General features: G+C 59.8%; 22 protein-coding genes and 1 pseudogene. 7 read left to right on the forward strand and 16 right to left on the reverse strand.

Features of this window, described 5'->3' with window-relative positions; genetic code table 11:
* On the forward strand, nt 1-323 hold a 323-nt coding region (locus tag PQQ51_RS21900; protein WP_408498916.1), incomplete at its 5' end, for a DUF3916 domain-containing protein.
* Nucleotides 324-552: 229 nt separating this feature from the next.
* Nucleotides 553-894 (forward strand): PX domain-containing protein, encoded by a 342-nt coding sequence (locus PQQ51_RS21905; RefSeq protein ID WP_408498917.1) that lies wholly within the window; start codon nt 553-555, stop codon nt 892-894.
* A 152-nt stretch (nt 895-1,046) separates the two neighbouring features.
* On the opposite strand, the gene PQQ51_RS21910 is transcribed toward PQQ51_RS21905, so the two are convergent.
* The 5 genes and pseudogenes from PQQ51_RS21910 to PQQ51_RS21930 all read right to left on the reverse strand — a co-directional run bounded on the left by PQQ51_RS21910 (nt 1,047) and on the right by PQQ51_RS21930 (nt 5,792).
* Nucleotides 1,047-1,811 carry a bestrophin-like domain gene (locus PQQ51_RS21910; RefSeq protein WP_408498918.1) on the reverse strand — a complete coding sequence of 255 codons (765 nt, stop codon included), beginning with the start codon at nt 1,809-1,811 and terminating at the stop codon, nt 1,047-1,049.
* Nucleotides 1,812-1,899: 88 nt separating this feature from the next.
* Nucleotides 1,900-2,412, reverse strand: a pseudogene (locus PQQ51_RS21915) (hypothetical protein).
* Between the two features lie 50 nt (nt 2,413-2,462).
* Nucleotides 2,463-2,990 carry a hypothetical protein gene (locus PQQ51_RS21920; RefSeq protein ID WP_408498919.1) on the reverse strand — a complete coding sequence of 176 codons (528 nt, stop codon included), beginning with the start codon at nt 2,988-2,990 and terminating at the stop codon, nt 2,463-2,465.
* 9 nt (nt 2,991-2,999) lie between these two features.
* Nucleotides 3,000-5,051 (reverse strand): alkyl/aryl-sulfatase, encoded by a 2,052-nt coding sequence (locus tag PQQ51_RS21925; RefSeq protein WP_408498920.1) that lies wholly within the window; start codon nt 5,049-5,051, stop codon nt 3,000-3,002.
* A 618-nt stretch (nt 5,052-5,669) separates the two neighbouring features.
* A complete protein-coding gene (locus PQQ51_RS21930; protein ID WP_408498921.1) occupies nt 5,670-5,792 on the reverse strand; it encodes a hypothetical protein in 123 nt (40 codons plus the stop codon).
* A 166-nt stretch (nt 5,793-5,958) separates the two neighbouring features.
* On the opposite strand from PQQ51_RS21930, the gene PQQ51_RS21935 reads away from it, so the two are divergent.
* Complete coding sequence (locus tag PQQ51_RS21935; RefSeq protein ID WP_408498922.1) at nt 5,959-6,906, forward strand: GlxA family transcriptional regulator; 948 nt, start codon at nt 5,959-5,961, stop codon at nt 6,904-6,906.
* 61 nt (nt 6,907-6,967) lie between these two features.
* Here the strand turns inward: PQQ51_RS21935 and PQQ51_RS21940 are convergent, their stop codons facing one another.
* The 4 genes from PQQ51_RS21940 to PQQ51_RS21955 form a co-directional block, all read right to left on the reverse strand.
* Nucleotides 6,968-7,438 (reverse strand): YybH family protein, encoded by a 471-nt coding sequence (locus PQQ51_RS21940; RefSeq protein WP_408499019.1) that lies wholly within the window; start codon nt 7,436-7,438, stop codon nt 6,968-6,970.
* 127 nt (nt 7,439-7,565) lie between these two features.
* Nucleotides 7,566-8,420, reverse strand: a complete 855-nt coding sequence (locus tag PQQ51_RS21945) for a DJ-1/PfpI family protein (RefSeq protein WP_408498923.1) — start codon at nt 8,418-8,420, stop codon at nt 7,566-7,568.
* 152 nt (nt 8,421-8,572) lie between these two features.
* Entirely contained in the window at nt 8,573-9,319 is a 747-nt protein-coding gene (locus tag PQQ51_RS21950) for an SDR family oxidoreductase (protein WP_408499020.1), read from the reverse strand.
* 305 nt (nt 9,320-9,624) lie between these two features.
* Nucleotides 9,625-9,864: a hypothetical protein gene (locus PQQ51_RS21955; RefSeq protein ID WP_408498924.1), complete on the reverse strand. Its 240-nt coding sequence runs from the start codon at nt 9,862-9,864 to the stop codon at nt 9,625-9,627.
* Between the two features lie 359 nt (nt 9,865-10,223).
* Here PQQ51_RS21955 and PQQ51_RS21960 point away from each other — a divergent pair, with 359 nt between their 5' ends.
* Nucleotides 10,224-10,568: a hypothetical protein gene (locus PQQ51_RS21960; RefSeq protein WP_408498925.1), complete on the forward strand. Its 345-nt coding sequence runs from the start codon at nt 10,224-10,226 to the stop codon at nt 10,566-10,568.
* A gap of 209 nt (nt 10,569-10,777) precedes the next feature.
* On the opposite strand, the gene PQQ51_RS21965 is transcribed toward PQQ51_RS21960, so the two are convergent.
* The 3 genes from PQQ51_RS21965 to PQQ51_RS21975 all read right to left on the reverse strand — a co-directional run bounded on the left by PQQ51_RS21965 (nt 10,778) and on the right by PQQ51_RS21975 (nt 14,945).
* Nucleotides 10,778-11,599: an alpha/beta fold hydrolase gene (locus PQQ51_RS21965; RefSeq protein WP_408498926.1), complete on the reverse strand. Its 822-nt coding sequence runs from the start codon at nt 11,597-11,599 to the stop codon at nt 10,778-10,780.
* Nucleotides 11,600-11,774: 175 nt separating this feature from the next.
* Nucleotides 11,775-13,331: a DUF1254 domain-containing protein gene (locus tag PQQ51_RS21970; protein WP_408498927.1), complete on the reverse strand. Its 1,557-nt coding sequence runs from the start codon at nt 13,329-13,331 to the stop codon at nt 11,775-11,777.
* Between the two features lie 144 nt (nt 13,332-13,475).
* A complete protein-coding gene (locus PQQ51_RS21975) occupies nt 13,476-14,945 on the reverse strand; it encodes a DUF1254 domain-containing protein (RefSeq protein WP_408498928.1) in 1,470 nt (489 codons plus the stop codon).
* A gap of 801 nt (nt 14,946-15,746) precedes the next feature.
* Here PQQ51_RS21975 and PQQ51_RS21980 point away from each other — a divergent pair.
* Nucleotides 15,747-16,211, forward strand: a complete 465-nt coding sequence (locus PQQ51_RS21980) for a hypothetical protein (RefSeq protein WP_408498929.1) — start codon at nt 15,747-15,749, stop codon at nt 16,209-16,211.
* Between the two features lie 109 nt (nt 16,212-16,320).
* Here the strand turns inward: PQQ51_RS21980 and PQQ51_RS21985 are convergent, their stop codons facing one another.
* The 3 genes from PQQ51_RS21985 to hemC are packed head-to-tail and all read right to left on the reverse strand — an operon-like array spanning nt 16,321 to nt 20,560.
* Complete coding sequence (locus PQQ51_RS21985; protein WP_408498930.1) at nt 16,321-17,511, reverse strand: heme biosynthesis protein HemY; 1,191 nt, start codon at nt 17,509-17,511, stop codon at nt 16,321-16,323.
* A gap of 2 nt (nt 17,512-17,513) precedes the next feature.
* On the reverse strand, nt 17,514-19,535 hold the full coding sequence (gene hemDX, locus PQQ51_RS21990; protein WP_408498931.1) for a fused uroporphyrinogen-III synthase HemD/membrane protein HemX: 2,022 nt from the start codon (nt 19,533-19,535) through the stop codon (nt 17,514-17,516).
* Nucleotides 19,535-20,560, reverse strand: a complete 1,026-nt coding sequence (gene hemC / locus PQQ51_RS21995; protein WP_408498932.1) for a hydroxymethylbilane synthase — start codon at nt 20,558-20,560, stop codon at nt 19,535-19,537. Before hemC ends, hemDX begins: the two co-directional genes overlap by 1 nt.
* 312 nt (nt 20,561-20,872) lie before the next feature.
* Here hemC and ppc point away from each other — a divergent pair, with 312 nt between their 5' ends.
* Nucleotides 20,873-24,145 (forward strand): phosphoenolpyruvate carboxylase, encoded by a 3,273-nt coding sequence (gene ppc, locus PQQ51_RS22000; protein WP_408498933.1) that lies wholly within the window; start codon nt 20,873-20,875, stop codon nt 24,143-24,145.
* Between the two features lie 94 nt (nt 24,146-24,239).
* Here the strand turns inward: ppc and PQQ51_RS22005 are convergent, their stop codons facing one another.
* Nucleotides 24,240-24,992 carry a class I SAM-dependent methyltransferase gene (locus tag PQQ51_RS22005; protein WP_408498934.1) on the reverse strand — a complete coding sequence of 251 codons (753 nt, stop codon included), beginning with the start codon at nt 24,990-24,992 and terminating at the stop codon, nt 24,240-24,242.
* Nucleotides 24,993-25,144: 152 nt separating this feature from the next.
* Between PQQ51_RS22005 and PQQ51_RS22010 the strand changes: the two genes are divergently transcribed.
* On the forward strand, nt 25,145-25,957 hold the full coding sequence (locus PQQ51_RS22010; RefSeq protein WP_408498935.1) for a helix-turn-helix transcriptional regulator: 813 nt from the start codon (nt 25,145-25,147) through the stop codon (nt 25,955-25,957).
* The last annotated feature ends 70 nt before the right edge of the window (nt 25,958-26,027 follow it).

Genomic DNA, 26,027 nt, shown 5'->3' on the forward strand with positions numbered 1-26,027 from the left:
GTCTTATCAACGCATCGGCGCTGCTTCTCGCTCGCAAGCCCGTCGACTGTAGGTCGGTTCGAGTGACCTGCGTAATTTGCCTTCCAGACATGTTCGCGAGCGAGGTATGCGTCTACCTGGACGAGGACTACTTCAGAGCCCACGTTGCCGAGGGTACAAATATTTTTGGTGAAAGAAAATTCATACGGAACCGGAACCTATCCAGTGAATGGGCGTTGCACGTGCCGACAGGCATGTCCGAGTTGGGTATTGCTGTTAAGGCCCTTGACGACGACGGTCGCCCGTTCAGCTATGAATGTTGGTACTTTGGTGAAGTGGTTTGATGAAGCGCAAGTGCTAACCGGACGCATACTATGCTACCCGATGAGTGCCCCTTGAAAGCAAGACTGATGAGCCGCTTCGGGTCCTCCTAAGCCGACCACCTTCGGGCTCTGGACGGCCATGATGAGACGTTCGACGTCGTCGCTCAGATCGCCGACAATTGATCCTAGCTAACGCCCCGGAACTGTCGGCGGCCATCGAGTTCCAAGTTTCGAGCGAAAAGGAAAGCAGATGCCTCTCGTATGTGGCCCCAAAAATTCGCGCTATACATATACCGGAAACCCGTGTCCACATACCGACCTGGCGCTTAAGGTCGATGCTCTGACGCTCGGCGATGCACTCGCTCAATACGAGTCTCACTTTGGCGTTCGGATCTCGGTTCACGTTGACGCTGAGGATGCTGAAGAGAAGTTCGGTGACAAGTATTTTCGCTACGTCGACGAGGTTAGCGGCGAAAACAAGTTGGTCGACATCCACGTGATCCGGGGGAATGCAGAACTGTGCCCAAAACAAAATCTCGATTTCACCCTTGAAAGCGCAGACATCGTTGAACTAGGTCCGCTCCTCTGCTGAACTTCTGAGCGATGCGCCGGCCGCGGCGGGTCCTGAGGCGCAGTGCGGCCACAAACGGTCGTCCGAGTTCTATCGTCGAACGCCGGATGTTGAGTGACGAACGGCCGTTCAACAATGGTCGCGATTAATGAGTTACTCGTCCAACGTTGCCGTCACTTTTCCAAAGATTGCAGGAGCCGAGTCAGGTTTTGCGGTTGGACATGGATAATTCCGCCGCGAGGGCTATCAATGTCAGCTATGAGCGCAAGCGACAACGCAATCGTCACGGGCAATATGGTCATAAGCAATGCTGTTCGGCGTTTACCTTTCGCGCCGTAGCCCTGCATCGCGCAACCAAAAACAGCAATCAATATCATGAGCACCCAGACCCCGAGCGGCACATGATTTATCCTTGCCGCTTCGGAATAGTCTTGCGAATTCAGCACGTCGTTCATTCCTGTCACGACCAGCGATCCTATTGGGGTCGGCTGGGTCCTGGCAACCAGCGTCGCCTGGTCCCACAGTTTCGATTGAAGCGCCGAAATTTCTTCATCCAGACGTTTCCGCTCGTCGGGGTTGCGAGTCTGAAACTCGCTCTGCCTCAAGCGGGTGTACTGAACCAATGCCAGCTTCATCGGGTCGCGGATCTGAGGGGCCGCCAAGTCAGCTCTCGCATACTGGGTGCCGATCGAATTGGCTTCCGCCTCTTCAAGGTTTTTTCGCTGGTCGTAGCGGTTCACCGCCATTGATATGCTAAAACCGATCAATAAAGCCAACAGCGTCAGCGTCGCGCCTTGAATAGCATTAAAGTCGTCTCGTTCGTCCTCACGCAATGGAGCAACGCGCCGCAGCACGAATACCCCAAACGCGACCGCGGTAATCAACAAGACGAGGAGCACAAAAAAAAGAATCGCCGGGTGGTCTACGAACGCTGCCATTGAGATCTCCCTGTTAGGATCGTCCACAGCCAAAGCTTTTTGATGCGACGTGCTAGCGGCTCTCCCCGGGCGGTTCACACAAGTTCGTTCATCCGGGCCGTTTAGGCATCGGCCCGAAGAAAATCGCGCTCAGCGTTTTTCGGCCGATCACCCGCGCAAGTTCAGCGATGAAGCAATACATAAAGATCAGCGTTGCGAGCACGATCTGGACGGCCCAGAAGCGGGGCCAACTGACATCGGCCCAGAGTTGCGCATTGGCCGCGATTAGACCATGCGCTTCTTTCCAGTAGTCATAGAGCCGCTCAAGGTAATGAACGATGAGGGCGACGGTCGCATACATCAGCGTCTTCCAGCCGACGTTCCATACAAGCGGCTAGTCGGGAAAGCGATTGATGAACGGCAACATGTCTGCAACCAGAACGGATTTGCCCAATATCAACGACGCGATGAGCACCGACGTCGACGTAGGCAACGAGATGCCCGAACCTCGGATCATGAGCGCCCTGACAATCGCAACGATGTGAAGAATGATGAAAAAGAAGATCGTCGGCGGAAGTGCTTTCATGAATTCATGCTTGATCCTGTCCGTCAGCGTACCCATGATGCGCTCCCTGGCTGGCCGCCCTGATCGACCCGCACGCACAAGATACGTCAGCAATCGCCGGTGACGGTCGACTGCACACTCGCGAGCATTTGCAATAGCGACTCGGTCGAACGTGCAGACATGTCGATCATGAACAGCGATTCGCGCAAAGCCAGCTCAATATCGAAGCGTTGGTCCAACCACGCTCGCAGGCCGGCCTCGGACACGATGAGGATATTGCTGCGTTTCGCTTCATCGGTGGCCATCACGTTAGGCATTTCTGGGACAACGTCCGGGTCGAAGCCATTCGTGGTCGCATGAAAGAACCCCCACGTGTCATTCTCGATAAGCAGCACATAAAAGTCCGGGATCGCCAGGAGCGCGTCTTCACTGTGAGTCCCTTCGATACGTGCCTGAAGCAGGTTCAACGCTTCGACGGCGGACATGCGCATTCGTGCCGAAGAGAGCGCGCCTTCCGTGGCATCAATCGGCTCGACAAGTCCGGAATCAATCGCCTTTCGGGTCGCTACCGCGACTGTCAGCGCAAGGGGATGGCCAACGCCGAAATCAATCTTGAAGTTGCAGATGGCACACATGGTTCGACCTCAAGGAGTGACAATGTTGAACCAGAAATCGAAGTTGTCGAGCCAGGACACAAACTCGCCAAGCTTCTGGCTATTGCCGTCGATTTTGGCACTGCCCGCCATCACCAGCTTCTGCATGTTGGTTCGTCCCATCATGATGCTGTTGAGGTCCGCGCGGGTCATGGTGACCGTCGCGTCCGATGACTTTGAGGTTCTGTCCTTCGAATAGTGCAACGCGCTGTTTTCGACGCCCAGCACGCAGCTTTCCTTTGTATCGGTCAGCACGAGATTGAACGACGCCGTTTTTCCGTTCGCGCGGTCAGCGTTAAGCCTGATACCCAGGTAGTCGAGGAACATGTCGAGCGGCATGGCCTGAATGGTATCCGGGCTCTGTGGCGCAGGTGCCTGTCCCTTCCTGACGCCGTTGCGCAGTTCCATGGCTCCCGTGAGATAGAAGTTGCGCCATGGCGCAGACTCCGACTGGTAGCCTAGCTGTTCATAAGCGTCCGCCAGCAGTTGCTTAGCGGCTGTGTTTTGCGGGTCCGCGAATACCACATGGTTTACGACTTCCGCCACCCATCGGTAGTCACCCTGGTTATACGAATCGTGTGCTCTTCGCAGAACGGCAGCCGCCCCACCCATGTACTCGACATACCGTTTGCCGCTGTCGGTTGGCTGCAAGCGGTGCAGATTAGCGGGGACGCCGTCAAAGAACCCAAGGCGCAGGTTGTACTGCGCGACGGCGTCGTGGTAGACCGTGCCATAGTAGCTCCGGCAATACCAGTGCTTCGCAAGGCTGTCCGGCAAACGGATGGCCTCACCGATTTCGAGCGGCGTCTGGCCGAGGTTGGCCATGCGCATGACCTGGTCGTGCAGATAGCGATACATGTCACGCTGGGCTCGCAGGAATGCATTGATTCGGTCGTTGCCCCAGGTGGGCCAGTAATGCGACGCAAAGATGACCTGCATATCGTCGCCATGCAGATCGAGCGCCGTTTGCAGGTACTTGGACCAGAGCAGCGCGTCACGAACCTTTGCGCCTCGTAACGTGTAGAGATTGTGCAGCGTATGCGTGGCGTCTTCCGCCGCGCAGAATGCCTTGAACTTCGGCAGATAAAACATGAACTCTGAAGGCGCCTCCGATTCCGGCGCCATCAGAACCTGAATGTCTACGCCGTCGAGCGTCAGTTTCTGGCCGGTTTTCTCGGCAAAGATGGAGGGGACGGCCAGCGTGATGGTACCGACCGAAGTCGTCTTCCCCAGACCGCCATCGACAATGCCTGTGGGGCTTCGCGGTAGCAGTGAGCCATACATGTAGCTGGCGCGACGTCCCATCGCATTGCCGGCGATGATGTTCTCGCCGACGGCAGCTTCAGTAAAACCGACGGGCGCCACAATCTGCACCTTGCCCGACTTCAGATCGTCGTCACTGACGAGACCTCGCACACCGCCATAGTGGTCGACATGGCTGTGAGTATAGATGACGTGAGTAATCGGCTTGTCGCCAAGGTGAGGGATGACCAGCTGCTTCCACACCGTCGAGGCAACTTCGGTCGTAATGAAAGGATCGACGACGATATAGCCGTGATCTCCACGAATAATGCTCATCACGGAGAGGTCGTAGCCGCGCACCTGCCAGATGCCGTCTACTACGGCGTAAAGACCGTGATTCATGTTCAGTTTGGCGTTACGCCAAAGGCTCGGATTCACTGTCGAGGGAGCGTTGTTTTCCGGGCCGCCGCTTACGAACGCGAACTGCTGAAGGTCCCACGCAGGAAATTCGCCTTGCCCCTTGATGATGACCGGCTCCGGGAGTGTGGCAATCAGGCCGCGCTTCGCGTCTTCGAAATCCTGAGCGTCAGCGAACGAAAGAAAGTCCGCGTATTGCTTGTTAAATGCAATGGTTGAGGGCGACGCGGGCTTTGAGGCCGGACCGGTTGAGTTTGTCGAGCCGGTTTGCGCGAGCGTTTCGCCAACTGAGCCGGAAAATCCGCTCGCTACGCTGACAACTGCGACGTTTTTCAGGAATGCCCGACGTGCTCCAGCCTTTGCCGCATCATCCGATTGGGACATGCACACCTCCGAAATTAGAAGAGCTGACGCTCGATGGCCTGTGAGAGTGGCTCACCGGAATCCCGCGGCTTTAACGCCGTATTGACCGAACGATCATGTTGCCGCGCCTCAAAAAGTAAAAATGACCGGCAAAACAAGGTGTTTAAAACACCTTCCAAACGCTCACAGTTTGTAAACATAGGACAGTTTTTTCGTTGCCTGCATCTTTTTCTAGGAGATTGTCCCGGGTGGCGATTCGCAATGTCAGAAGTCGGAATTGGGGCGCGAACCGGCGCAGCTTGGTTCACGGCGTGCTTTTTTCCGCGACCGGCCGGTGTTGGACCCAACGTTTTGGCTGAAGCGCCATCTCTTCGACACACCCTCCTGCAGCGACCGCTTTTGAGCATGATGTGACGTTGGACGAAAACGCACGAAGGGCAGCGGTGGGTCGACTTCGGTCCTTCACGTTTTCAGAGACCTCCCCAACCATTTCCTCTCCGACGGTGTCTAGCAATCGGGGCGGAATAGAAATCCGGACATGCTCGCTGTCGACCGAGAATATTTCGGCTCTGCCCTCGAATAGATCAAGGCTGCGCTCAACATCGCTCAGGGATATATCACGAGTTATAAGTTGAAGGCTCATGATCGCTTCACCCGAATCCTGGAGATGTCGCCGAGCGCCTGCTCCAGGTGCCTCTCCAGATCGTCCTCAACTTTTTGTCCACGCACGTCGTAGTGCTCCACAAACTCTGGAGTGAACATGATATTTTCGATCCGAGCCGCGCACCACCGATCGACGACAGGCAGTGTTTGATTACAGCGGCACGTCGACCGACCGGTCACAACAAACCGGAAAATCTCAGATGGCGCTATTTAAGGGTTACCCGTAAAATACGTCATCCAAGGATTCTCGGTTAGCTACTCCGTCATGCATCGAATTGGATTCTTTGTTTGCCGTGGCCACGACGCGCTTGATCTTGCCGGCCCGCTTTCGGCTTTTAATCAGGTGGCCACAGCCGCCGGCCACACCCCCTATGATCTTCACGTCATCTCGCAGCCCGGAGGACCGATTCCCGGCAATGCGGGTCTGCCGATCGAGACAAAGGCGAGCGCAAGGCGCGCGTTTGACACTGTCATATTCATAGGCGGTGATATCGAGCCAATGCAGACAGCGGAGAACATCGCCGCTGCCAGGAAAGTGGCCTCCAAAGCCTCACGAGTGGCTAGCGTGTGCACCGGAGCATTTCTGCTCGCGGAAACCGGCTTGCTGGACGGCTTGAGAGCAACCACGCACTGGCGGTACGCAGCTCAATTGCAGTCGGGCTTCCCTCACATCAAGGTCGAGGGCGATAGTATCTATATCGAGGAAGGCTGCATTTGGACGTCGGCTGGCATCGCCGCCGGAATAGACCTGGCACTCGCGATGATTGAAAGAGATATGGGCGCAGAAATTGCGCGCTCCGTCGCAAGATATCTGGTCGTTCCGTATCGCCGGCCTGGAGGTCAGTCCCAATTCTCCGCTATGTCGCAAATGGAGCCGGAGTCGGATCGTATCCGCATCGCGCTGAATTTTGCCAGAGAGCATCTGACTGAAGCGCTGCCTGTCGAGCGACTCGCCGATGCCGCAAGCTTAAGCCTGCGACAATTCGGCCGCGCATTTCGCCGCGAAACGGGTGAAACGCCTGCTAAGGCGGTCGAGCGCTTGCGGGTTGAAGCTGCGCGGCTGCGTCTACAGGATGGGAGCGAACCAATCGAACAAATTGCTCTGGCTGTGGGATTCACCGATCCGGAGCGGATGCGGAGGGCTTTCGTCAAACTGCACGGACATCCTCCGCAATCGATCCGGCGCGAGAGCAGATTGAACGGCGAGCGCTGATTACTGCTTTCAGCCCCGCCGCCCAGGAGACTTTCGCCGGATACCTAACGAGTGTCAGATTTCAGGGGGCGTAACTATTCCAGATGTCGCGATGAAGCTTCCAGGCGCCGCCCTGCTTCAGGAAGATGAGGATCTGTTTGGCGCGAACTTTTAGCTGTCCACTTTGATCACGGATCTCTGCATCCGAAACTTCGGTCACGATCTGATCATTACCGTAGAACTCGTAATTGCTGAAGGATACGGTGTCAGGTTTAGATCCTGAATAAGCTTTGGAGAAGTATTCCACGATCGCGCTGGGTCCGGTGACCCGCTCGCCCCCAGGCGGTAAAAGTGCGCCGTCTTTCGTATAGAGGCGACCTATCGCTTCATAATCACCTCGCGCGAAGGCTTCCGACCATCGAGCGTTTTCGGCTTTGATTGCCGCTTCGGGCGGACGCTGGGGGCCGCTTGCATTGGCAGTTGCAGATGCCGTAAAAGCGAAAATAGAGAGGCAGGCTGCAAGAGCAGCAGCACAAAGACGAGTTTGTCGCATTGAATGAGTTCCGATTTTGATTTGAATTGGAGAGCGCGCGCCGATTGGGTTGGTGGCGCGGAGAATGTCGGTTGCGGCCTTCATCGAGGCTAGCGGTGTGGCCTCGCGCACATCGCCTGCACGTATTTCAGCGAACGCCAGGGATTCGGGCGAGCCCCTTGGATGCGCCGGGCAGTTCCTTGTCGACCATCGCGACGACTTCAGGCCGCGCGTCTCTGGGATGACCTGAATGGAATGGCGGCGCGGGATCATATTCGATCGCGAGTTGCGTGAATTCGGCGGCCTGTTGACCGCGCAGCTTCGCGGCAACGCGCAGTGCGAAATCGATGCCCGCCGTCACGCCACCGCCGCTCATGAACCGGCCGTTGTCGTCTTCTACGAAACGATCTGGAACAGGGATGGCGCCATATTCAGACAGCTTGTTGACGAAGGCCCAATGGCAGGCGCTTCGCTTACCCTTGAGAACGCCCGTTGCGGCGAGCACGAGCGATCCGTTGCAAACCGACGTAACGTGTTTGGCGCTATCGGCTAGACGCCGGATCTGCGCTTGATACTCCGGGCGCATCGGCGCCGACAAATCCGACCCGCCGGGGACCAGAATCAGATCTGTCTTCTCAATATCGGCCAGTCGTTCAGTCTTGCCATACACGACTCCAAATTCGAGGGTCACGCTACCCCCATTGAGGCTCGCATAGCGAACGTTCGTATTCGGCAGCCGGTGAAAAATCTCGCTGGGGCCGGCGAAATCGAGAAGCGTCCCGCCGTCGTAATTGACGATCAAAATATTGAGCGGATCATTCGGAGCCAGTTCCGGCGCGCTGCCTGCCTGCGCAAGAACAGGAGTGGCGCGGCCAAGCAGGCCTGCACCTCCCAGGATGGCGCCGAGCGCAGTGACGCTTCCAAACTTGAGAAGATCGCGGCGGGACTGGCGCGCGCTGATCAGTCGCTCGCCGGAGGCGTTGTTTTCGCTGTTGTCGGTCAAGATAATATTTCCTTGTACTTCGGCGCCCCTCTGCGAGCGCATCCAGGGTAGGCCGGATTGAAGAACCGCCACCACGAAAAGCGTGGCGGGTGAGTGATCAGGATGGGGATGAGCCGGAGACGTGTGGGTCTTCGAAATCGGGAACCGAAGCCTTAAAGTTGCGAGGCGCCGCCATCGACGACCAGTTCGGTGCCGACGACGTAAGAGGATTCGTCGCTAGCGAGATAGAGCGCCGCGTAGGCAATGTCCTCGGCGTGGCCCATGTGACCCACTGGAATAGCCTGGGCGAATTCGGCCTTGCGGTCGCGAACCCACTCGGCGGACATGCCCCACTTGCTGATCAAGGGCGTGTCGATCGCGCCGGGTGCGATCGCGTTAAAGCGGATTTTGCGGTCGAGAAATTCGTAGGACCAACTGCGGGCCAGTGATCGCACCGCTGCCTTTGCTGCCGCGGTCAACGAGATGCCATGCTTGCCGGTCTGCGCAACGAACGATGTATTGAGAATGACTGAAGCGCCCTCTCGCAAGTCAGGCAGCACAGCTTGAAGCGTGAGCACCACGCCCTTGACGTTGATGTCCATGATCTCGTTGTAGAGATCTTCGTCGATGTCGTTGAGTGGGGATGGGAAAGCTCGACCTGCGTTGGCGAACACGATATCCAAACCGCCGAACTTCTCTTTCACTTCGGTGGCAATCGCCTGCATGTCCTTGATTGAACGGACGTCGCCTTTGAGAACAAGCGCGTTCTCTCCTAGCTCCGCCTGCACTCGCTCAAATGCGGTGACGTCGCGGCCGGTGACTGCTACTCGAGCGCCTTCTGCGATGAAGAGCTTCGCGGTTGCGAGACCGATGCCACTCGTGCCGCCTGTGATTAAAGCTGACTTGTTTTTTAGCCTCATCTTCTGTTCCTTTCCTTTGCTTTGTGATTGATCAAGACGGAAGTTCAATGCGCGATTGGGTTTGCGCTTGTGGCTCGGTTTGATTTCGTGGGCAAATTATGGAACTTGGGATGGATGGCGCAAAGGTCGTATAACCCTTAAAAAACGTCATCCTTTTGTAGGCTTGTGGGTCGTGTAGTGAGCCTGAATTTCAGGCGTTGGCGTAAGGCGCAAGTTCATCGTCCTGGGACTGGGCTCCTCGCGTGCCTGGTGACGGTGCCGGCGGTATGTGCTTATTTCGGATGGACGTGAGGAGGCAACCGGCTTCAATCAGATAGGTGCGCCTTCCACCACAGATACACTGCGGCCGTGCCCAGCAGCACGACAGTCGCCGTATAGAAGACCCATGGTTTTCTCAGCACATCAAGCCGATCAGGCGGCACCGTGCTTTCGTTATCCAGGTCGTGAAAATTGATCCCACGGTCTCTCCCCAACAGGCTTACGAGCATCACAGAGCCCGAGGCAATGAAGAGCACGACCAGAACAATCAGCAACGGTGTTGTCATTCCTTCCCCCTATTTCGTCATCCAGCGCATGAACTCATCAAGTTCTTCCTGATAGACATCGCTTACGACGCCTCCGGCCATCCCGCCGAGATTGCTACCGATTAGGACGAGAGCGACGGCACAAAAAGGCTCGACCGGCCCACAGACGAATGACACGCCAAAGCATGCAAAACCTCCTTTCAACATGCCACCCGTTATCGGCTCACCCAGTCACTGCGCTCGCATGGCGAGCTTCGGCATGACGCGTAACGAGAGCGATCCCGTTCTTACATGTTGAGCATTAGGCCGGCATCGGCCATTATCCGTAAGTCGCGCCAGTCGGGTAAATTGTCGACATTTGCGACCCGGGAGCTGAATGCATGGACAACAGGCTAATACCTCTTGAACCGCTGTCGCAGGTCGTATTCATTCACGACTATTTTCAACTTGTTTTCCAGGAAGAGCGACTCACCGTCTATAACCGGGCCGCAGTTGCAAATGGCGAAAGTCTCACTCGGCAGGGGACAACAGAGTTCTGTGACAAGCTAGTCGGATTAATTGGTCAGGGCGTGGTCGCTGTGACACGGACAGATGCGCACGTCCTTTGTCTTCATTTTTCTAATGGCGCAGCATTCTACATAGAGGCAGACCATGAGCCCTCATGGCCAGAAGCGTTTGATTTTATCGGTCGAAATCTCTTTTGGTACCACGAGCTCAACGGCTAGACCGTCAAATTGAACGCCCGCTCGGGGACTAGCCGAAGGTTCGCTTCGGGTCTGGGGCTGGCGAATCCCAGGACGTCACAGTGTAGTAGGTCGATAGCGCGGCACATGAGCGCGGTGGTCGGCCGTTATGGGACATTCGGCCTAAGATCGCAGATCGTCAACAATCGGCGCGTCTTAGGGAAACATGTCCGCAAGATTCGCTGGGGCAGCTATTGCTCGCCTTTGCATTGATCAATGAATTCAGCGATCACGTTTGTCACTTCCTCCGGCCGTTCAAGGCTTGGCAGGTGAGCGGTATCTGACACTTCGTAGAATGTCCCACGCGATAAGTTAGCCGCGAGGTAACGGCTGCGCTCCTGAATACCCGGAAGGTCGAGATTCCCGCACATCACCAACGTCGGGACAGATATTTCTCTCAACCGCCGATATGCGATCGGTGGATCCGTGTTCGCGCCAACTGGCGGCAAACCGAGAGCGGCGGAATTCATTTCATAAAACAGCTTGCGAACTCCTCCGATCACGCGCCCCTCAGATTGAAGCGGTCCATCAAGCCAGAGAGTCGTTCGTATCTCGATGGCCTTTTCAATATCATTGCTCGACTCCGCCTGCGCCAAGCAGGCGACCAGGTCTGCAATCGGCGCGGGGTGAGTTATCTTCGGAGCACCCGTCACATTCGGCGCGATAAGAACGAGACCGCGAACGAATGACGGATATCGAAGAGCTGCATCCAGTGCTATCCCCCCGCCCTGAGAGCAGGCCACGAGTATTGCGGGGCGTTCCTCTGCCACCGACGCCAAAACGGTGATCAGGTCGTCGACTGACGAATGATCCTCCGCTCGCGCGCGAGTTTCCCCAAATCCGCGTCGATCATAGGCTATCGCCTGGTGGGTCGCACCTATCGTGCGGATCGGGTGGTCCCACATGCGGCGGTCCGCGACACGCGCGTGCAAAAAAACTATCGGCTCTCCACGTCCAACGATTTCCCCTGCCAGCGTCGCTCGCCCCGAAGGGACCTGAAAGCTTTTTCTCATGAACCACCTCCGTGCCTGAGAATGGCCATAGTACACGTCGGGTCGGAGGCTCGGTGCGGCCAAATTCGGTCGTTCGAATGTGCGGCCTGCTAGTCATTTGAACGTCGGCTTTAACTACGGACGCGGCCGGTCACCCAGTTCGAAGTGAACGGCCGCGTCCGCAACCTCTGCTTCTCTATTGCGCAATGCGCTTAAGGTCGTCGGGCTTCCAGGTCTTCTTGAAGAACGCCTCCTTGGGACTATACAGACGCAGAATGATGAAATAGCCCTTGCCCGGAACCGTCCTCACCCAGTTGAGCTCCTTACCGGCCGGTGCGCTCGGGCCAAAGTAAAGATCGTACGTGCCATCGGCGTTTTGTACCGGTTTGTCCATCGAATTCAAGGAAGGTAGCGGTTGGCCGTTCTGCAGTCCCGAAGCGGTGATCGAATCATAGACCGTGACCGACCAGAAATTGGCAGCAGGAATATCGCGTGGCAAGTGAAGTTGATAGCTGCTACCGCCCTCCAGAAAGTTACCGTCGGCATCGCGCCAGGTCGACGGATATTTCGCGCCCTTTTCGACGAGGTCTACGACCATTCCGGGACTCGTCGCGTAGGCAGTCGTGAAGTACGCATCTCGCTGAGCCAGATTGGTGAATGATCCGCTTGCCTGAAACAACGGGTTCTGGCCGGCGAAGACGTTGACCCATTGCCGGTCTGGATAGTATTTGGCCTCGGGCTGGTCCACCAGTCCGTTATAGATTTCGACCTTGCTCATTCCGAACGCGGTTTTCGCCGCCTTGTCCAGCAACTCGCGCTGCCGGGGTGTGGGCTGGAACGGCTTGCCTTTCTCGATACCGATCGCCGCCATCATGCCGCGCCAGTCCATATCCGCTGGGTCGACTGTTTCCTGATCGACGAAACGGGCGAGCATATCGAAATAGCTGCCGTCATGCGGGAATAGCATATTGGCCGGCGTGGCCGATCCATCGGGAAACCGCATCGGCTCGGCAGAATCCTTTTTGCCGTAGGGATAAATGCGTGTGCCAGCGATCAGGGCGTTAGCGGGTTTGAGATCTTTGGGGTCGGTAAAAAAACCGCGGTAAAACACGAATACATTGTTGGTTCGGGAACGGTAAAGGTAATAGCCTTTCGGTGCGGCTCCTTTGTAGTTCCACGGGACGATCAGGTACTTGCCGCCCTTGCCGCCGTCAGGCCCGGCAAATCCAAAGTCGCCCGTATAGGTTTTCCCGCCTATCGTCGGGCCCGAGAGCGGCCGCTGATAGAAGTCGTCCAGGATGCCCTGATTCTGAGGAGGCACTTCGACTACGATCGGCCCGTCTTTCGCCAGGTTGACGTACGCCATCGCGTAAAGACAATCGGAGTTCGGTGTGGTGACTTGTGTCTGTGCATTAAGGCGTTCTTTCCAGACCGGCAACACGTTGTATCCGGCCCCGTAGATTTTCTCCGAACCTTCCTTCATTGCGAACATATTGATGGCAGGCAGCGCCCATAAATAGACCTGTACCGCGCGCTGAAAATATAGTTCGTCCCGAAGCAGTTCGGCCGATTCATGGGTGGGAAAGTCTCCGGAAAACGGCGCGTTCGCCAGCGCGTCGTGGCTTGCGGCAAGAGCTTGATTCGGTGTTGGCTGCTGGGATTGAGGGAATGCCTGAGCGCAATAACCCGCAACGGCAAGCGCGACCAGCGCGCCCGCAAAATTCCTGGTAACGACGGATTGCGATGTATTCACGGCTGTACTCCTTTGACTTTGGCAAAATCGTAAAGTGCAGTCTTGCTGTGGCGTGGAAGGGTCCGACCTCCGGCATGACCGGCTATCAGTGTCGACGCTCTTCGCAATACGTTCGCGACGAAGGTCTGGCCCATTCCGGATGCGTCAGACAGGTTGGAAGTCGGGCAGTTTGAACGTTTTGTTGTTCAGCGCTTCGGTTGGACCGTAAAGACGCATGGCAGGTAACGGACGCCTCCCCGCGGTCGGTATCCAGTTGGCCGCGAGTCCCTCGGGGGCCTGTGGGCCGACATAGAGCGTGACGCTGCCGTCCGCATTCTTCTTCATGGAGTCGAGATCATATGAAGAGAGCGTTGTGCGGTTCGAATCGCTATAGATAAATGCGTTGGTGGCCCGATCGTAAACCGTCAACGCCCAGAACTGCTTGACCGGCATCTGCGCCGGCACGTCGAGCTTGTAGAGTTTGCCCGCCTCGAGCAGATTGCCGTTGTTGTCCGCCAGCGCCATCAGATACTGCGTGGCGGGATCGTCGGTCAGAACCCGCGGCATGTAGGTGCACCAGAAATATTCGGCCGCGCGGTTGATCAGATCGATCCTGTCGTCGTAAACGAAGGTGAACCGCTTGTTCGAATCCGCCTGAAGCAGTGACGCATAGTGCCGATCCGACCAGAACAGTTTTTCCCGCGGGAAATGGTCGTACCAGTACTGCAAATAAAACCACGCATCGATCGCCGCCTGGCGCATGGCCTTCTTCGTCTTATCATCCGGCGCGAATGGTTTGCCTTTCTCGATCCCGAGCGACGTGAGCATGCCCATCATGACCTTGTCGTAAGGGTTCACGGGCTCGACGCTCATGATCTCGTACATGTCGTCGAAATGACGTTCGTCGAAAAACGGTAGCGTGGGGTAGCGCTCGTCGATGGGATCGAGAAAACGCTGCTTCGGCGGATTGGTGGCTTCCGACAGGTAATACATCCGCAACCGTCGGGCATAGTGATAAGCATCGGTCGCGGTCTTGCCGGGTGCGCGAACGGAACGGAATGCGAGCGCAATCCGGAAGTTCGGCGACGCGACGTGGAGATAGCCCTTCGGAACGGTGCCCTTATAGCCCGGCGCCGTGAAGAGAAACTTCGCGCCTTTGCCTTTGTCGAGTCCCGAAGGCCCGACATCGGCGATCGTAAATTGCCAGGCGTCGACGACCTGCCCGTATACGCTGCCTTCGGAACTGGCGGCCGGCACTTCCAGTACCACCGGACCTTTGCGAAGATCCGTAAATGCCGTGATGTACGGCGTCGTGCTATTTGCCGTGATTGCTTCGAGCCTGGGCGTGGCCGGCGCTGAATAGGAGATGATGTCGTTGTCCCTGACGCCCAGATTGTCGAAGGCGGCCCGGCGAAAACTGTAGATGGCGATGGCGGGCATGTTCCACAGAACCGCTTCGAACGCCCGCTGATACTTGATCTGATACTCGAAATCTTTAACCGATGGAGCCGAGCCGGCAGGTGGCTGCCCACCGAGCGGTTGCATCCCGCTACCGGCCCTGGTGGCGACAGGCGTTGGCGATTCTTCGGCTACCACCTCGGAGACTTTACCGGTGGCAACGATCCCGGCCACCATGACCATGCTCGTGCGGTGAAAATCTCTACGTGAAAATGTCATCGATATGCCCTCTCAGTAACGTCTAAATCTTCCCTGCATGCTCAGTGGATATTCTCGCGTTGCTAACTTCGTAGAGGATCAAGCTTTTCCGAGAAATTGGCTATCGGGATAAAGGGCAACGGTTTCGACCGCTTAGGCAAGCAGCAAGATAGAACGCGGTTACCTCTTGATAATGTCACAAGGATAGCCGCGCGGCGGCGCCCGCGTCCAGACAGCGCATTCGCGAAGGGCAATGACGGCCCGACTTCGGTCGTCCGGTCCCAAGTTTGCCGAAAGTCCGCTCGGGGTCGACTTCGGTCCTTCACGTTTTCAGAGAGTGACCACTTGCGAAACAGCGATCTAAGTCAACATCAAAGATCACAGCGGCCCATCAGTTGCGATTCAATTTGCGTCTGAGATCGGCAAATGTCGCCCAACCGTCCTCCCGCCAGATTCGCCCCTATCCCTTCAGCTCCCCGAAACATTTATCCCCAAAGACTAAATCCGAGACAGCCCCTCCCTTATAATTACCAAGTCGTCGGGAAACACCCAGCGACCAGGTTTAGCAGCCTGCACGTCGAAACCCGCACGCCTGCCGAGGCAGGTCGTGCGTCTGCCTCTGCACGTCTATATTTCTATGGGCGGGCTGTGGTGGGGGAGCCGCAAGGCTCGCCGGTTTTGGTTTCGACGCCGGTCTGCTAACCCCGTCACGTGCCCGCTCACCCCTCCCCCAAAGGCGCGAGTCCGGGCGATCCAAAGCATCCCCAGGGAGATCGCATCATGCCCAAGTCCGTCAAAATTCAACCGGCATCGCGTCCGCCAGTCGACGCACTCCAGTATGAAAAACTAGCCCTCTCCGCGTTCGATTTATGCGACCGGCAGGTGAGTCAACTGGACACATTGATCACGCTTGCGTCATCGATAGTTAGAAATCCTGCGCTTACGCGTGACGAGAGAAAGCGGCACCAGACGCTACTCGAACTACTGGTGGACACGGCCGATCAGTATCAGCAGGAACTCGAATGCGACCGCGAGTTATTCCAGGTGATTGCACTGGACGCGAAGGGCGTCCCGCGCAGCCGCATCACCGCGCAGCATGCGGCGAATTTGCTGGCTGAGGCATCGCAGAAATCAAAAGCCTCCGCCGAAAAAGCCAATGCTTCGCTCCGCAAAAAGCCGTCCACGAAAAGCACGCTGACATTGACCCAGGCCGCCATGCAGCAACAGCCCACTGCACCGCACTAAGCAATCAAATCAGATAGCAGGCAACAGAAAGCCCAAATAAAAACGGCCGCAGCATCCGCTGCGGCCATCGCCTACCCATTTCAAAACCTAGAACAGTACGCCCAAAACCTCAAACAATATTCATAGCCAACGCGCTTTCCCGATAATGCTGACTAGCCTTATCGCTATCCCCAAGCTGCTCATGCAAGCGCGCCAGCGCGCGATGCGAGCGAATCTTCAGCGTCTCGTTATCGGCCAGCTTCAAAGCACGCTCAAGGAACGACTGCGCCTTCCCCCACAACTGCTGATGCAGGCACAACCGCCCCAACGCAAACATCAAATCCGCATCTTCCGGCCGATCCTTCTGCCAGGCCTCGGCCTTCTGAATCAACGGCAGCGCATCGCCCGCAGTCGTATCCGGATACCGCCGCAACAACCGCGCATCCCAATTCTGCGCCAGCGCTTCCTCGACGATCTTCCGCGCATCCTGCGGCCGATTCAGCGCCACTAACAACTCAGCAGCAAGATCGGCAAGCCGTGGCGAATGCCGCTCGGTCGCCGACAGCGAATTCCACAACTCAAGCAACGCATCGGCGTTATGCCGACGATCGCGCAACAAGTTCTCAGCCGCGAGTTGACGCAACCGCACCGCCACCGCCGGATGAATCGCCTCCCGCTTCTCAAGCGTCTTAACAAGCTTGAGCACTTCACCCCAGTTCTTCAACTGCTGTTGCGCGCGCAACGTGATCTGCTGCGCGTGAATCCGTCTCGCGCCCTGCGACTGCATTTCGGTCAGCGCGGCAAGCGCCCCATCCGCGTCGCGCCCATCGGCACGCATATCCGCAGTAGCCATCAACCGGGCATCCTGCCAGTCGGCCTCATTGATCTGCGCGAGCCATTCATCGCGCCGCGCATACTCATGCATGCGATGCGCAGCCGTCGCCGCAATCAACCCAGCCGCGCCCTTGTTATCCCCATTCGCCAGTGCATCCTTCGCGGCCTTCTCCGCCCGCGAAAACCGCCCCGCGTACAGATTGCCGATCGCATCACGCAAAGCAGCATGCGCCTTCGCCACGCGCGAGCGCGCCCGATAAGCCGCGACACGCTGCGGCATACGCCAGATATTCCGCACGATGCGCAACACCGCATACAGCAGGATAAACAGCACCACCAGCCCAACGACAAACAGATTCAACGAAATATCGACGCGATACGGCGGATAGATCAGCAGCACCTGCCCCATATCGAAGCGCCCGACCACCGCCAGCACCACCGCGATTGCGAACAGCAACGCGAGCCATAGAAGTCCCCGGATCGCCATGATTAGCCTCGGCTCCGGTATTGACTGACGGCTTGCAGGCTGGTGTTCAGATTCGGCACGTCGACCGCGGCCGAGCCGGCGTCCACCTGCTTGACCAGATCGATCACCGTCTGCGTCTTCTTCGACGTATTGTCGAAGTACCGCGTGAGCGCCGCATCCGCTGCATGCAGATCCGACTTCAGCGTGGTCTGATTACGCGACAGCAGCGCAAGCCGCGCCGACAGCAAACGCATCTTCAGGTTCTCGCGCACGAAGTAACCTTGATCCGGCGTGACCAGCATGGCGTCGGCGTTATCGATACGACGCACCTGCACGAGGCTCGTCAACTGCTGTCCGATACCCGTGGACACCTCACGCCACCACACCTTCCAGCGCGGCTCGCCGGTCGCCGCGGCGACCTTCGCCGTGTCTTCCCAGTTCGCGGCCTTCGGCGTCGCGTGAGCAATCGGCGCCTCACCGGAAAGCGGCAAGCTGTCGATCTGATCGATCGCGTTATCGAGCTTGATCGCCATGCCGGTCAGATCCGTCGACGGCGCGGCCTTCAACTTATCGATGTCCTGCGCGATCGCCTTGCGCACCACCATCACTTGCGAACTATCCGACGCGGCAAGACGCGTGTCCGCACTTTGCAGCGCAAACAGCGCGAGCTGCGTATTGCCGGTCAGTTGCAACTGCTGGCTCGCGGCGGACAACATCTGACCGACCTCAGCAAGCGTCCAGTCGTCGCGATTGCGCGCGAGATCCGCATACTGTTGCTGCAACGCCTGCTGCGCGGTTTGCGAATCAGCAAGCTTGCCTTCGAGTTGCGCAACCTGCGAGTCGGATTGATGCACCGTCGCAAGCGCCTGCTCGGTCTTGATCCGCAGTTCGTTGGTTTGCGCGTCGTTGGCTTGCTGGCGTTGCGCGAGCTGCTGCTCGGTGCGCTCCAGCTTGCGGTTGAGCGCATAACCGCCCACACCGGCCGCACAAGCGATCACCACGACGACAAACCACAGCAGCGGTCCGCTCGCGCTGCGGCGCTTTTGCTGCGCTTCGTAGGGCGTGAAGGGTTGATTCGGCGGCAACGCAGAGGTCGCGGCCGGCTGGGGTGAAGCGTTCGTGGATGCGTTCGTTTCAGTCATGCGTGATTTAGCCGGTGAAGGAGCCGGGTTGGACGATACCGGTTGAACTACGGTCGGGACGGCGGCAAGCAGCGCGCGGGCAATGCGTTCGTCGCCCGCGCCGGACACCGTCATGCTATCAAAACCCAATGCCCGCGCGGTCTGCGCGATACGCGGATGCGGCGTGACGAGCGCGGCGTGCTTCAGTTGCGCGATTTCGTCGGCGGTCAGATGGTCGTGCGCGAGTTCGTGCAGATTGCGCACGCCTTCGGAGCTGGTGAGCAACCAGGCGTGCGGCACGCCCGCAAGCAATTCGTGGACGCGCGCCCAGCCGCCGATCGACGGATCCGGCACGAGCCGCCGGTAAGCCGCGACGGTTTCGACTTCGGCGCCCGCTTCGCGCAGGCGCTCGGCGAGCCATTCGCGGCCGCCGTCGCCGCGCACGATCAGCACGCGTTTGCCTTCGAGCGATGTCGCGTCGAGCGCGGTGTCGAGCGCCGCGAACAGGCCTTCGGAATCGAAGCGTGCGGTGTCGTCGTCGGGTATGGAAGGCGGGCTGATCACGTTGTACGCCGGCGCCGTGACGCCGTGGCGCACCAGCGCCTGCACACTGCCCGGCCCGACCACGCCGATCGGCAACGCATGCGGCCAGATCGCGTCGCTCTTGGCAAACGCCTGATCGATCGCATTCGGCGAAACGAACACGACGAGCGCGTAGCGTTCCAGCGCGGCGAGCGCGGCGCGCAACGGCGCGTCGTCGATAACCGGCGCAATGTCGATCAGCGGGAATTCGAGCGTAGCAATGCCGGCCGCGCTGAGTTGCGCGATCAACTCTTTCGACTGACCGGCCGGTCGCGTAATCACGGCGGTGAACGCCGCGCGGCCAGCGGATGACGACGTGCTGCCGGAGATATCGGCCGCCATCAGTCGCCGGACGCCGCGCTGTCCGCGCCGCCGGACGCGTGAGGGGCCGATCCGGCCGCGGGCCCGCTCGCGGTGCTGAGCGCGCGCACGATGTCCATCGCGCCCTGCCGTTCGAGCTCGCTCGCCACCTGCTTGCCGAGCGCGATCGCGCGTTCGACATCCGGCGCGGGCGCCGAGGCCTGCGCGCTCAACACGCGTTGACCATCGGGCGTCGCAACGATGCCGCGCAGATGCAGCGCGCCGTCATGCCACGTCGCATACGCGGCGAGCGGCACTTCGCAACTGCCGCCGAGCGCACGCGACACCATCCGCTCGGCTTCGACGGCCGCTGCCGTATGTTCGTGATGCAACGGCGCGAGCCACGCTGCGAGATCCTCGCGATCGGCGCGAATCTCGATGCCGAGCGCGCCCTGCCCCGCGGCGGGCAAGCTGTCTTCGGGATCGAGCAACGCGCGGATGCGCTCGCCCAAACCCAACCGCTTCAAGCCGGCAGCGGCCAGAATGATCGCCGCATAGTCGCCGCGATCGAGCTTCGACAAGCGCGTGTCCAGATTGCCGCGCAACGGCCGCACCACCAGATGCGGATAGCGCATGCGCACCATCGCTTCGCGGCGCAGACTCGAAGTGCCGACCACCGCGCCTGGCGGCAGGGCAGAAAGCGATTCGTAATCCTGCGAAACGAACGCGTCGCGCGGATCTTCGCGCTCCATGATGGTGGACAGCGCGAAGCCGTCGGGCAATTGCATCGGCACGTCTTTCAGCGAATGCACGGCGAGGTCGGCGCGGCCCTCGGCAAGCGCGGCCTCCAGTTCCTTGACGAAGAGCCCCTTACCACCCACCTTCGACAAAGTGCGATCGAGAATTTGATCGCCACGTGTCGTGATTCCGAGGATTTTTACGTCACAAGATGGATATAATTTGTGCAGCGCACATCGCACATGCTCCGCCTGCCACATCGCCAGGCGGCTTTCTCGCGACGCAATCACAAGCGTGTGGGGTGGCGCAAAAGACTTCTCGGTGTTCATCAGCGGGTTGATTGAAGATGGGAATGTCATAACAAACAATGTTAGCACGCGCCCTCGTGTCCACAGGCACGCCGGAGCGCCGTGCTGGCGCGGTATCGACGGAGGAGACAGGCCTCGCACAGCGCGCGTGCATGCAACGCATGCCGTGATGCATCGCAGCCATTCCCCCTCCGGCGCGTCGAGCGCTTCGGCCATCCGGCCTATCCGCCAACGGCGCATACCGTTTCGAGCAGTTCACGTTGCAGTTCCAGTGCAGTTCCGCAGTAGCAGTTCATCACTCAACAGACCCTGGCTTCCCTGAGGAAACCCATCGTGACGTCTTCCGGATCGGCGCGCCCTGCCCGCCGCAACACTGCATCGCTCAACGCTCAAGCGGCCGACGCCGCTGCGGCGCCCGCCGTCTCAGCCGCTTCCGACACGGCCGCTCCGTCCACGCCGGCCAAACGCGCCGGCAAACCGTCTACCACGGCCCAGGCCGCGAACGTCGCCAAGGCGGGTAAATCGGCCAAGGCCTCCGCGCCGGCCAGGCAGGAAAAAACCGCGAAGGCGGTGAAGACAGCCAAGACCAGCAAGGCGGCGCAGGCCGCGAACGCCGCTCAGGCAGCGAAACCGGTCGGCACGAAAGCGCAGAAGGTGAAGGCGCCCGCCGGCAAGGTCAAGGCAGATGCCAGTGCTGGTGCAAGTGCAGCAGGTGCCGCACACGCGCCGCAAACCGCACAAACGCCGAAGCTGCAAGCCGTGTCGCACAACACCCCGGCGCCGAAAACCAACGGCCGCACGCGCGAAGACAAGGACCATCCGCTGTTCCAGGACATCCGCTATCTGGGACGCCTGCTCGGCGACGTGCTGCGCGAGCAGGAAGGCGACGCGGTATTCGACGTCGTCGAGACGATCCGGCAAACCGCCGTGCGTTTTCGCCGTGAAGACGACAGCGCGGCCGCGCAAACCCTCGACAAGAAACTGCGCTCGCTGAGCCCCGAACAAACCGTCAGCGTGGTGCGCGCGTTCAGCTACTTCTCGCATCTCGCGAATATCGCCGAAGACCGCCACCGCAATCGCCGTCACCGTATCCATGCGCTGGCCGGCTCGACGTCGCAGCCCGGTACGATCGCGCACGCGCTGGAGCGGCTCGTCGAAGCAGGCGCCGCCGCGACGCCGGTGTTGCAGCAGTTCTTCAACGACGCGTTGATCGTGCCCGTGCTGACCGCGCACCCGACCGAAGTGCAGCGCAAGAGCATTCTCGACGCGCAACACGACGTCGCGCGTCTGCTCGCGGAACGCGACCAGCAATTGACCGACCGCGAACGCTCGCATAACGAAGCCATGCTGCGCGCGCGCGTCACGTCGCTGTGGCAAACGCGGATGCTGCGCGATTCGCGCCTTACCGTGGCCGATGAAATCGAAAACGCGCTGTCGTATTACCGCGCCACGTTCCTCGAAGAAATCCCCGCGCTGTACGCCGATATCGAAGACGCGCTCACCGAACACGGCCTCGCCGCGCGCCTGCCGCCGTTCTTCCAGATGGGTAGCTGGATCGGCGGCGACCGCGACGGCAATCCGAACGTCACGGCTGAAACGCTCGAACACGCGATCACGCGCCAGGCCGAGGTGATCTTCGAACACTACATGGAAGAGGTGCACAAGCTCGGCGCCGAACTGTCGGTATCGAACCTGCTGGCAGGCGCGAGCGACGCGTTGAAGGCACTCGCGGAAGCGTCGCCCGACCAGTCGCCGCATCGCACCGACGAGCCGTATCGCCGCGCGTTGATCGGCGTGTACACGCGGCTCGCCGCGAGCGCGCGCGTGCGTCTGGGCGAAGGCAGCGTGCCGGTGCGCAGCGCGGGCCGCGGCGCCGCGCCGATCCGCGCGACCCCGTATGCCGACTCCGCCGAATTCGTGCGCGACCTGCACGTGCTGATCGATTCGCTCGCCGAGCATCACGGTGCGCCGCTGGCAGCGCCGCGTCTGTCGCCGCTCGCGCGCGCGGCCGAAGTGTTCGGCTTCCATCTCGCGAGCATCGACTTGCGTCAGAGTTCGGACATCCACGAAGCGGTGATCGCCGAGTTGCTGAAACGCGCGGGCGTCGAAAGCGACTACGCGGCACTCTCCGAAGAAGACAAACTCAAGGTGCTGCTCGCCGAACTGGCGCAGCCGCGTCCGCTGCGTCTGCCGTACGCGGAATACTCGGACCTCGTGAAGAGCGAGCTCGGCGTACTCGAAGAAGCCCGCGTCACGCGTGAGAAGTTCGGCGCGCGCGCGGTGCGCAACTACATCATTTCGCACACGGAAACCGTCAGTGATCTGGTCGAAGTGATGTTGCTGCAAAAGGAAACCGGCCTGCTGCGCGGGCGTCTCGGCGACGCGAACGATCCGGCTCAGGCGAGCCTGATGGTCATCCCGCTGTTCGAGACGATCCCCGACTTGCGCAACGCGCCGCACATCATGCGCGATCTGATCGCGCTGCCGGGCGTCGACGCGCTGATCGAACATCAGGGCAACGAGCAGGAAGTGATGCTCGGCTATTCGGACAGCAACAAGGACGGCGGTTTCCTCACGTCGAACTGGGAGCTGTATCGTGCGGAGCTCGCGCTGGTGTCGCTGTTCAACCAGCGCGGCGTGACGCTGCGGCTGTTCCACGGCCGCGGAGGCACGGTCGGCCGTGGCGGCGGTCCGACCTATCAGGCGATTCTGTCGCAGCCGCCGGGCACCGTCGACGGACAAATCCGTTTGACCGAGCAAGGCGAAGTGATCGCCAGCAAATTCGGCAATCCGGACATCGGCCGACGCAATCTGGAAACCGTGGTCGCGGCGACGCTCGAAGCGTCGCTGCTGCCGCAACGCATCGCGCCCGCGCAACTGCCCGCGTTCGAGGAAACGATGCAGCAGTTGTCCGATGCGGCGATGGCGTCGTATCGCGCGCTGGTCTACGAAACGCCGGGTTTCAAGGAGTATTTCTTCGAATCGACGCCGATTGCGGAAATCGCCGAACTGAACATCGGCAGCCGTCCGGCTTCGCGCAAACTGCAGGATCCGAAACAACGCAAGATCGAAGACCTGCGCGCGATTCCGTGGGGCTTCTCGTGGGGCCAATGCCGTCTGCTGTTGACCGGCTGGTACGGTTTCGGCAGCGCAGTGGCCGCGCATCTGGACAGCGCGCCGTCCGACGCGGAACGCACGCGCCGTCTCGCGCTGCTCAAGAAGATGCACAAGACGTGGCCGTTCTTCTCGAACCTGCTGTCGAACATGGACATGGTGCTCGCGAAAACCGATCTCGCGGTGGCGTCACGCTATGCGGCGCTGGTGTCGGACAAGAAGCTGCGCAAGCACGTGTTCGAGCGGATCGTCGCGGAATGGGAGCGCACGTCGAAGGTGTTGTCGGAGATCACCGGCAAGAGCGAACGGCTCGCGGAAAATCCGCTGCTCGCGCGTTCGATCAAGAACCGCTTCCCGTATCTCGATCCGTTGAATCACTTGCAGGTGGAATTGCTCAAGCGTCACCGCGCGGGCGACACCAATGCGCGGGTGCGTCGCGGGATTCATTTGAGCATCAACGGGATCGCGGCAGGATTGCGCAATACGGGTTGATGTCGTGAGGTGAATGACGCAAAACGGCGGGATGTCGGAGTCGACATCCCGCCGTTTTTTTTATGCGCGTTTTGCAGCGCGTTTTTTTAGCCCGTTATTGCGCCTCGACCATCAACGCGTCGAGCTTGAACGAGCCGTCGTGCTGCACGTCGTAATACTGGCGCACTTCATCCGGCGCGCTGCTCCACAGCGAACGGATCGCCACCACACGCGGCTCCGGCGTGCGCATGCGCGCGACCCACGACGTGAACTCGATATCGATGCGCCAACGTTCGTATATCGACGCGTTGAAACCCGCCGCTTCGAAAAATGCGACCCATTCGTCGGCGCGGTAATTGCGGATATGCGAACCGTCGCGCAACACTTCGACCGCCTGCAAATGCGTATCGACGAGCGGATGATCGGCGCCCGCAATATCGATGAACAACACTTTGCCGCCCGGCTTCAGCACGCGACGCACTTCGGCCAGCGCGAGCGGCACGTCGTGCCAGTGATGCGCGCTCATCCGGCTGATCACCCAATCGAACGAAGCGTCGGCGAACGGCAGTTTTTCGGCCGCGCCCTGCTGCGTGCGAATGTTCGCAAGGCCGCGCTCCTTCGCCGCGCCCTCCACCGTGGCGAGCATTGGCGGCGCGATGTCGTACGCGACCACTTCTCGCGCATGCGGCGCCACCGCGAAACTCGCGTGGCCCGCGCCGCAGCCCATGTCGAGCACGGTCGCGCCCGGCGTCGCCGCGATCGCTTCGGCCAGCGTGCGCAGATCGGCGCCGGTGGCATGCGTCTGACTGGTCAAATAGGCGGCGGCGGTCGAGCCGAACGCGTCGGCGACTTGATCGTGGTGCTTCATGGAAGGCTCCGGTTAGGTATGTGGGGTCGGGCTGGAACGCCGTGCGCCGTCCCAGCCGTTACAATAGAACCCGCCGGGTACCAGTACAAGTTAAGCAATTATTCTGGTATCGAAACCACCCCCTGACACTACGCTTCACGCAACGGACCTGCATGACCACGCCGTCCCCCGCTGACCACCCGCCGCCGCTCGACGCCACGCCTGCCCACGCGCTGGGCGACTTTATCCGCGCGCATCGCGAACGGCTCTCGCCGCAAGCGGTCGGGCTGCCGCCCGGTCCGCGCCGCCGCACGCCCGGCTTGCGGCGCGAGGAAGTCGCGCAACTGTGCGGGGTGAGCCCGACCTGGTACACGTGGATCGAACAGGGGCGCCCGGTGTCCGCTTCCGCCGACGCGCTCGCGCGCATCGCCGTCGCGTTGCAGTTGTCGCGTGCCGAGCGGGCCTATCTGTTCGAACTGGCCGCGCAGCGCGATCCGGCGGAGCCCGATCCGGCCGCCGCCGATGCGCCCGCCACGCTGCTCGAAACCGTTCAGTTGGTGAATGCGCCGGCCTATGTGCTCGACCGTCAATGGAATGCGCTCGCGTGGAACGGGCGCGCCGCCGACCTGTTCGTCGGCTGGCTCGACGGCACGCACGACCGCAATCTGCTGCGCTACACATTCACCGAGCCCGCCGCGCGCGAGTTGATCGTCGACTGGGAAACGCGTGCGCGGCGGCTCGCCGCCGAATTCCGCGCCGACTCGATCCGCCATCTGAACGACGCGCCCACTCGCGCGCTGATCGATTCGCTCACGGCCGCGAGCGACGAATTCGCGCGCTTCTGGGCGTCGCAGGACGTCGGCGGCCGGGAAGGCGGCCGGCGCGAATTCGAGCATCCGCGCGACGGCCGCCTCGTGTTCGACCAGATCACGTTCAAGCCCGCGCATCGCGAAGATCTGAAGCTGGTGGTGCTGGTGCGGGAATGAGCGCCAGCCGCCGGTGTTAAAATCGCAGTCTTTCTTCGCTTCGGCGGCGCCTGCCCAATCATGCAAACGC

This window comes from Paraburkholderia xenovorans (assembly GCF_046030735.1).
In the GTDB taxonomy this organism is placed as follows: domain Bacteria; phylum Pseudomonadota; class Gammaproteobacteria; order Burkholderiales; family Burkholderiaceae; genus Paraburkholderia; species Paraburkholderia xenovorans_A.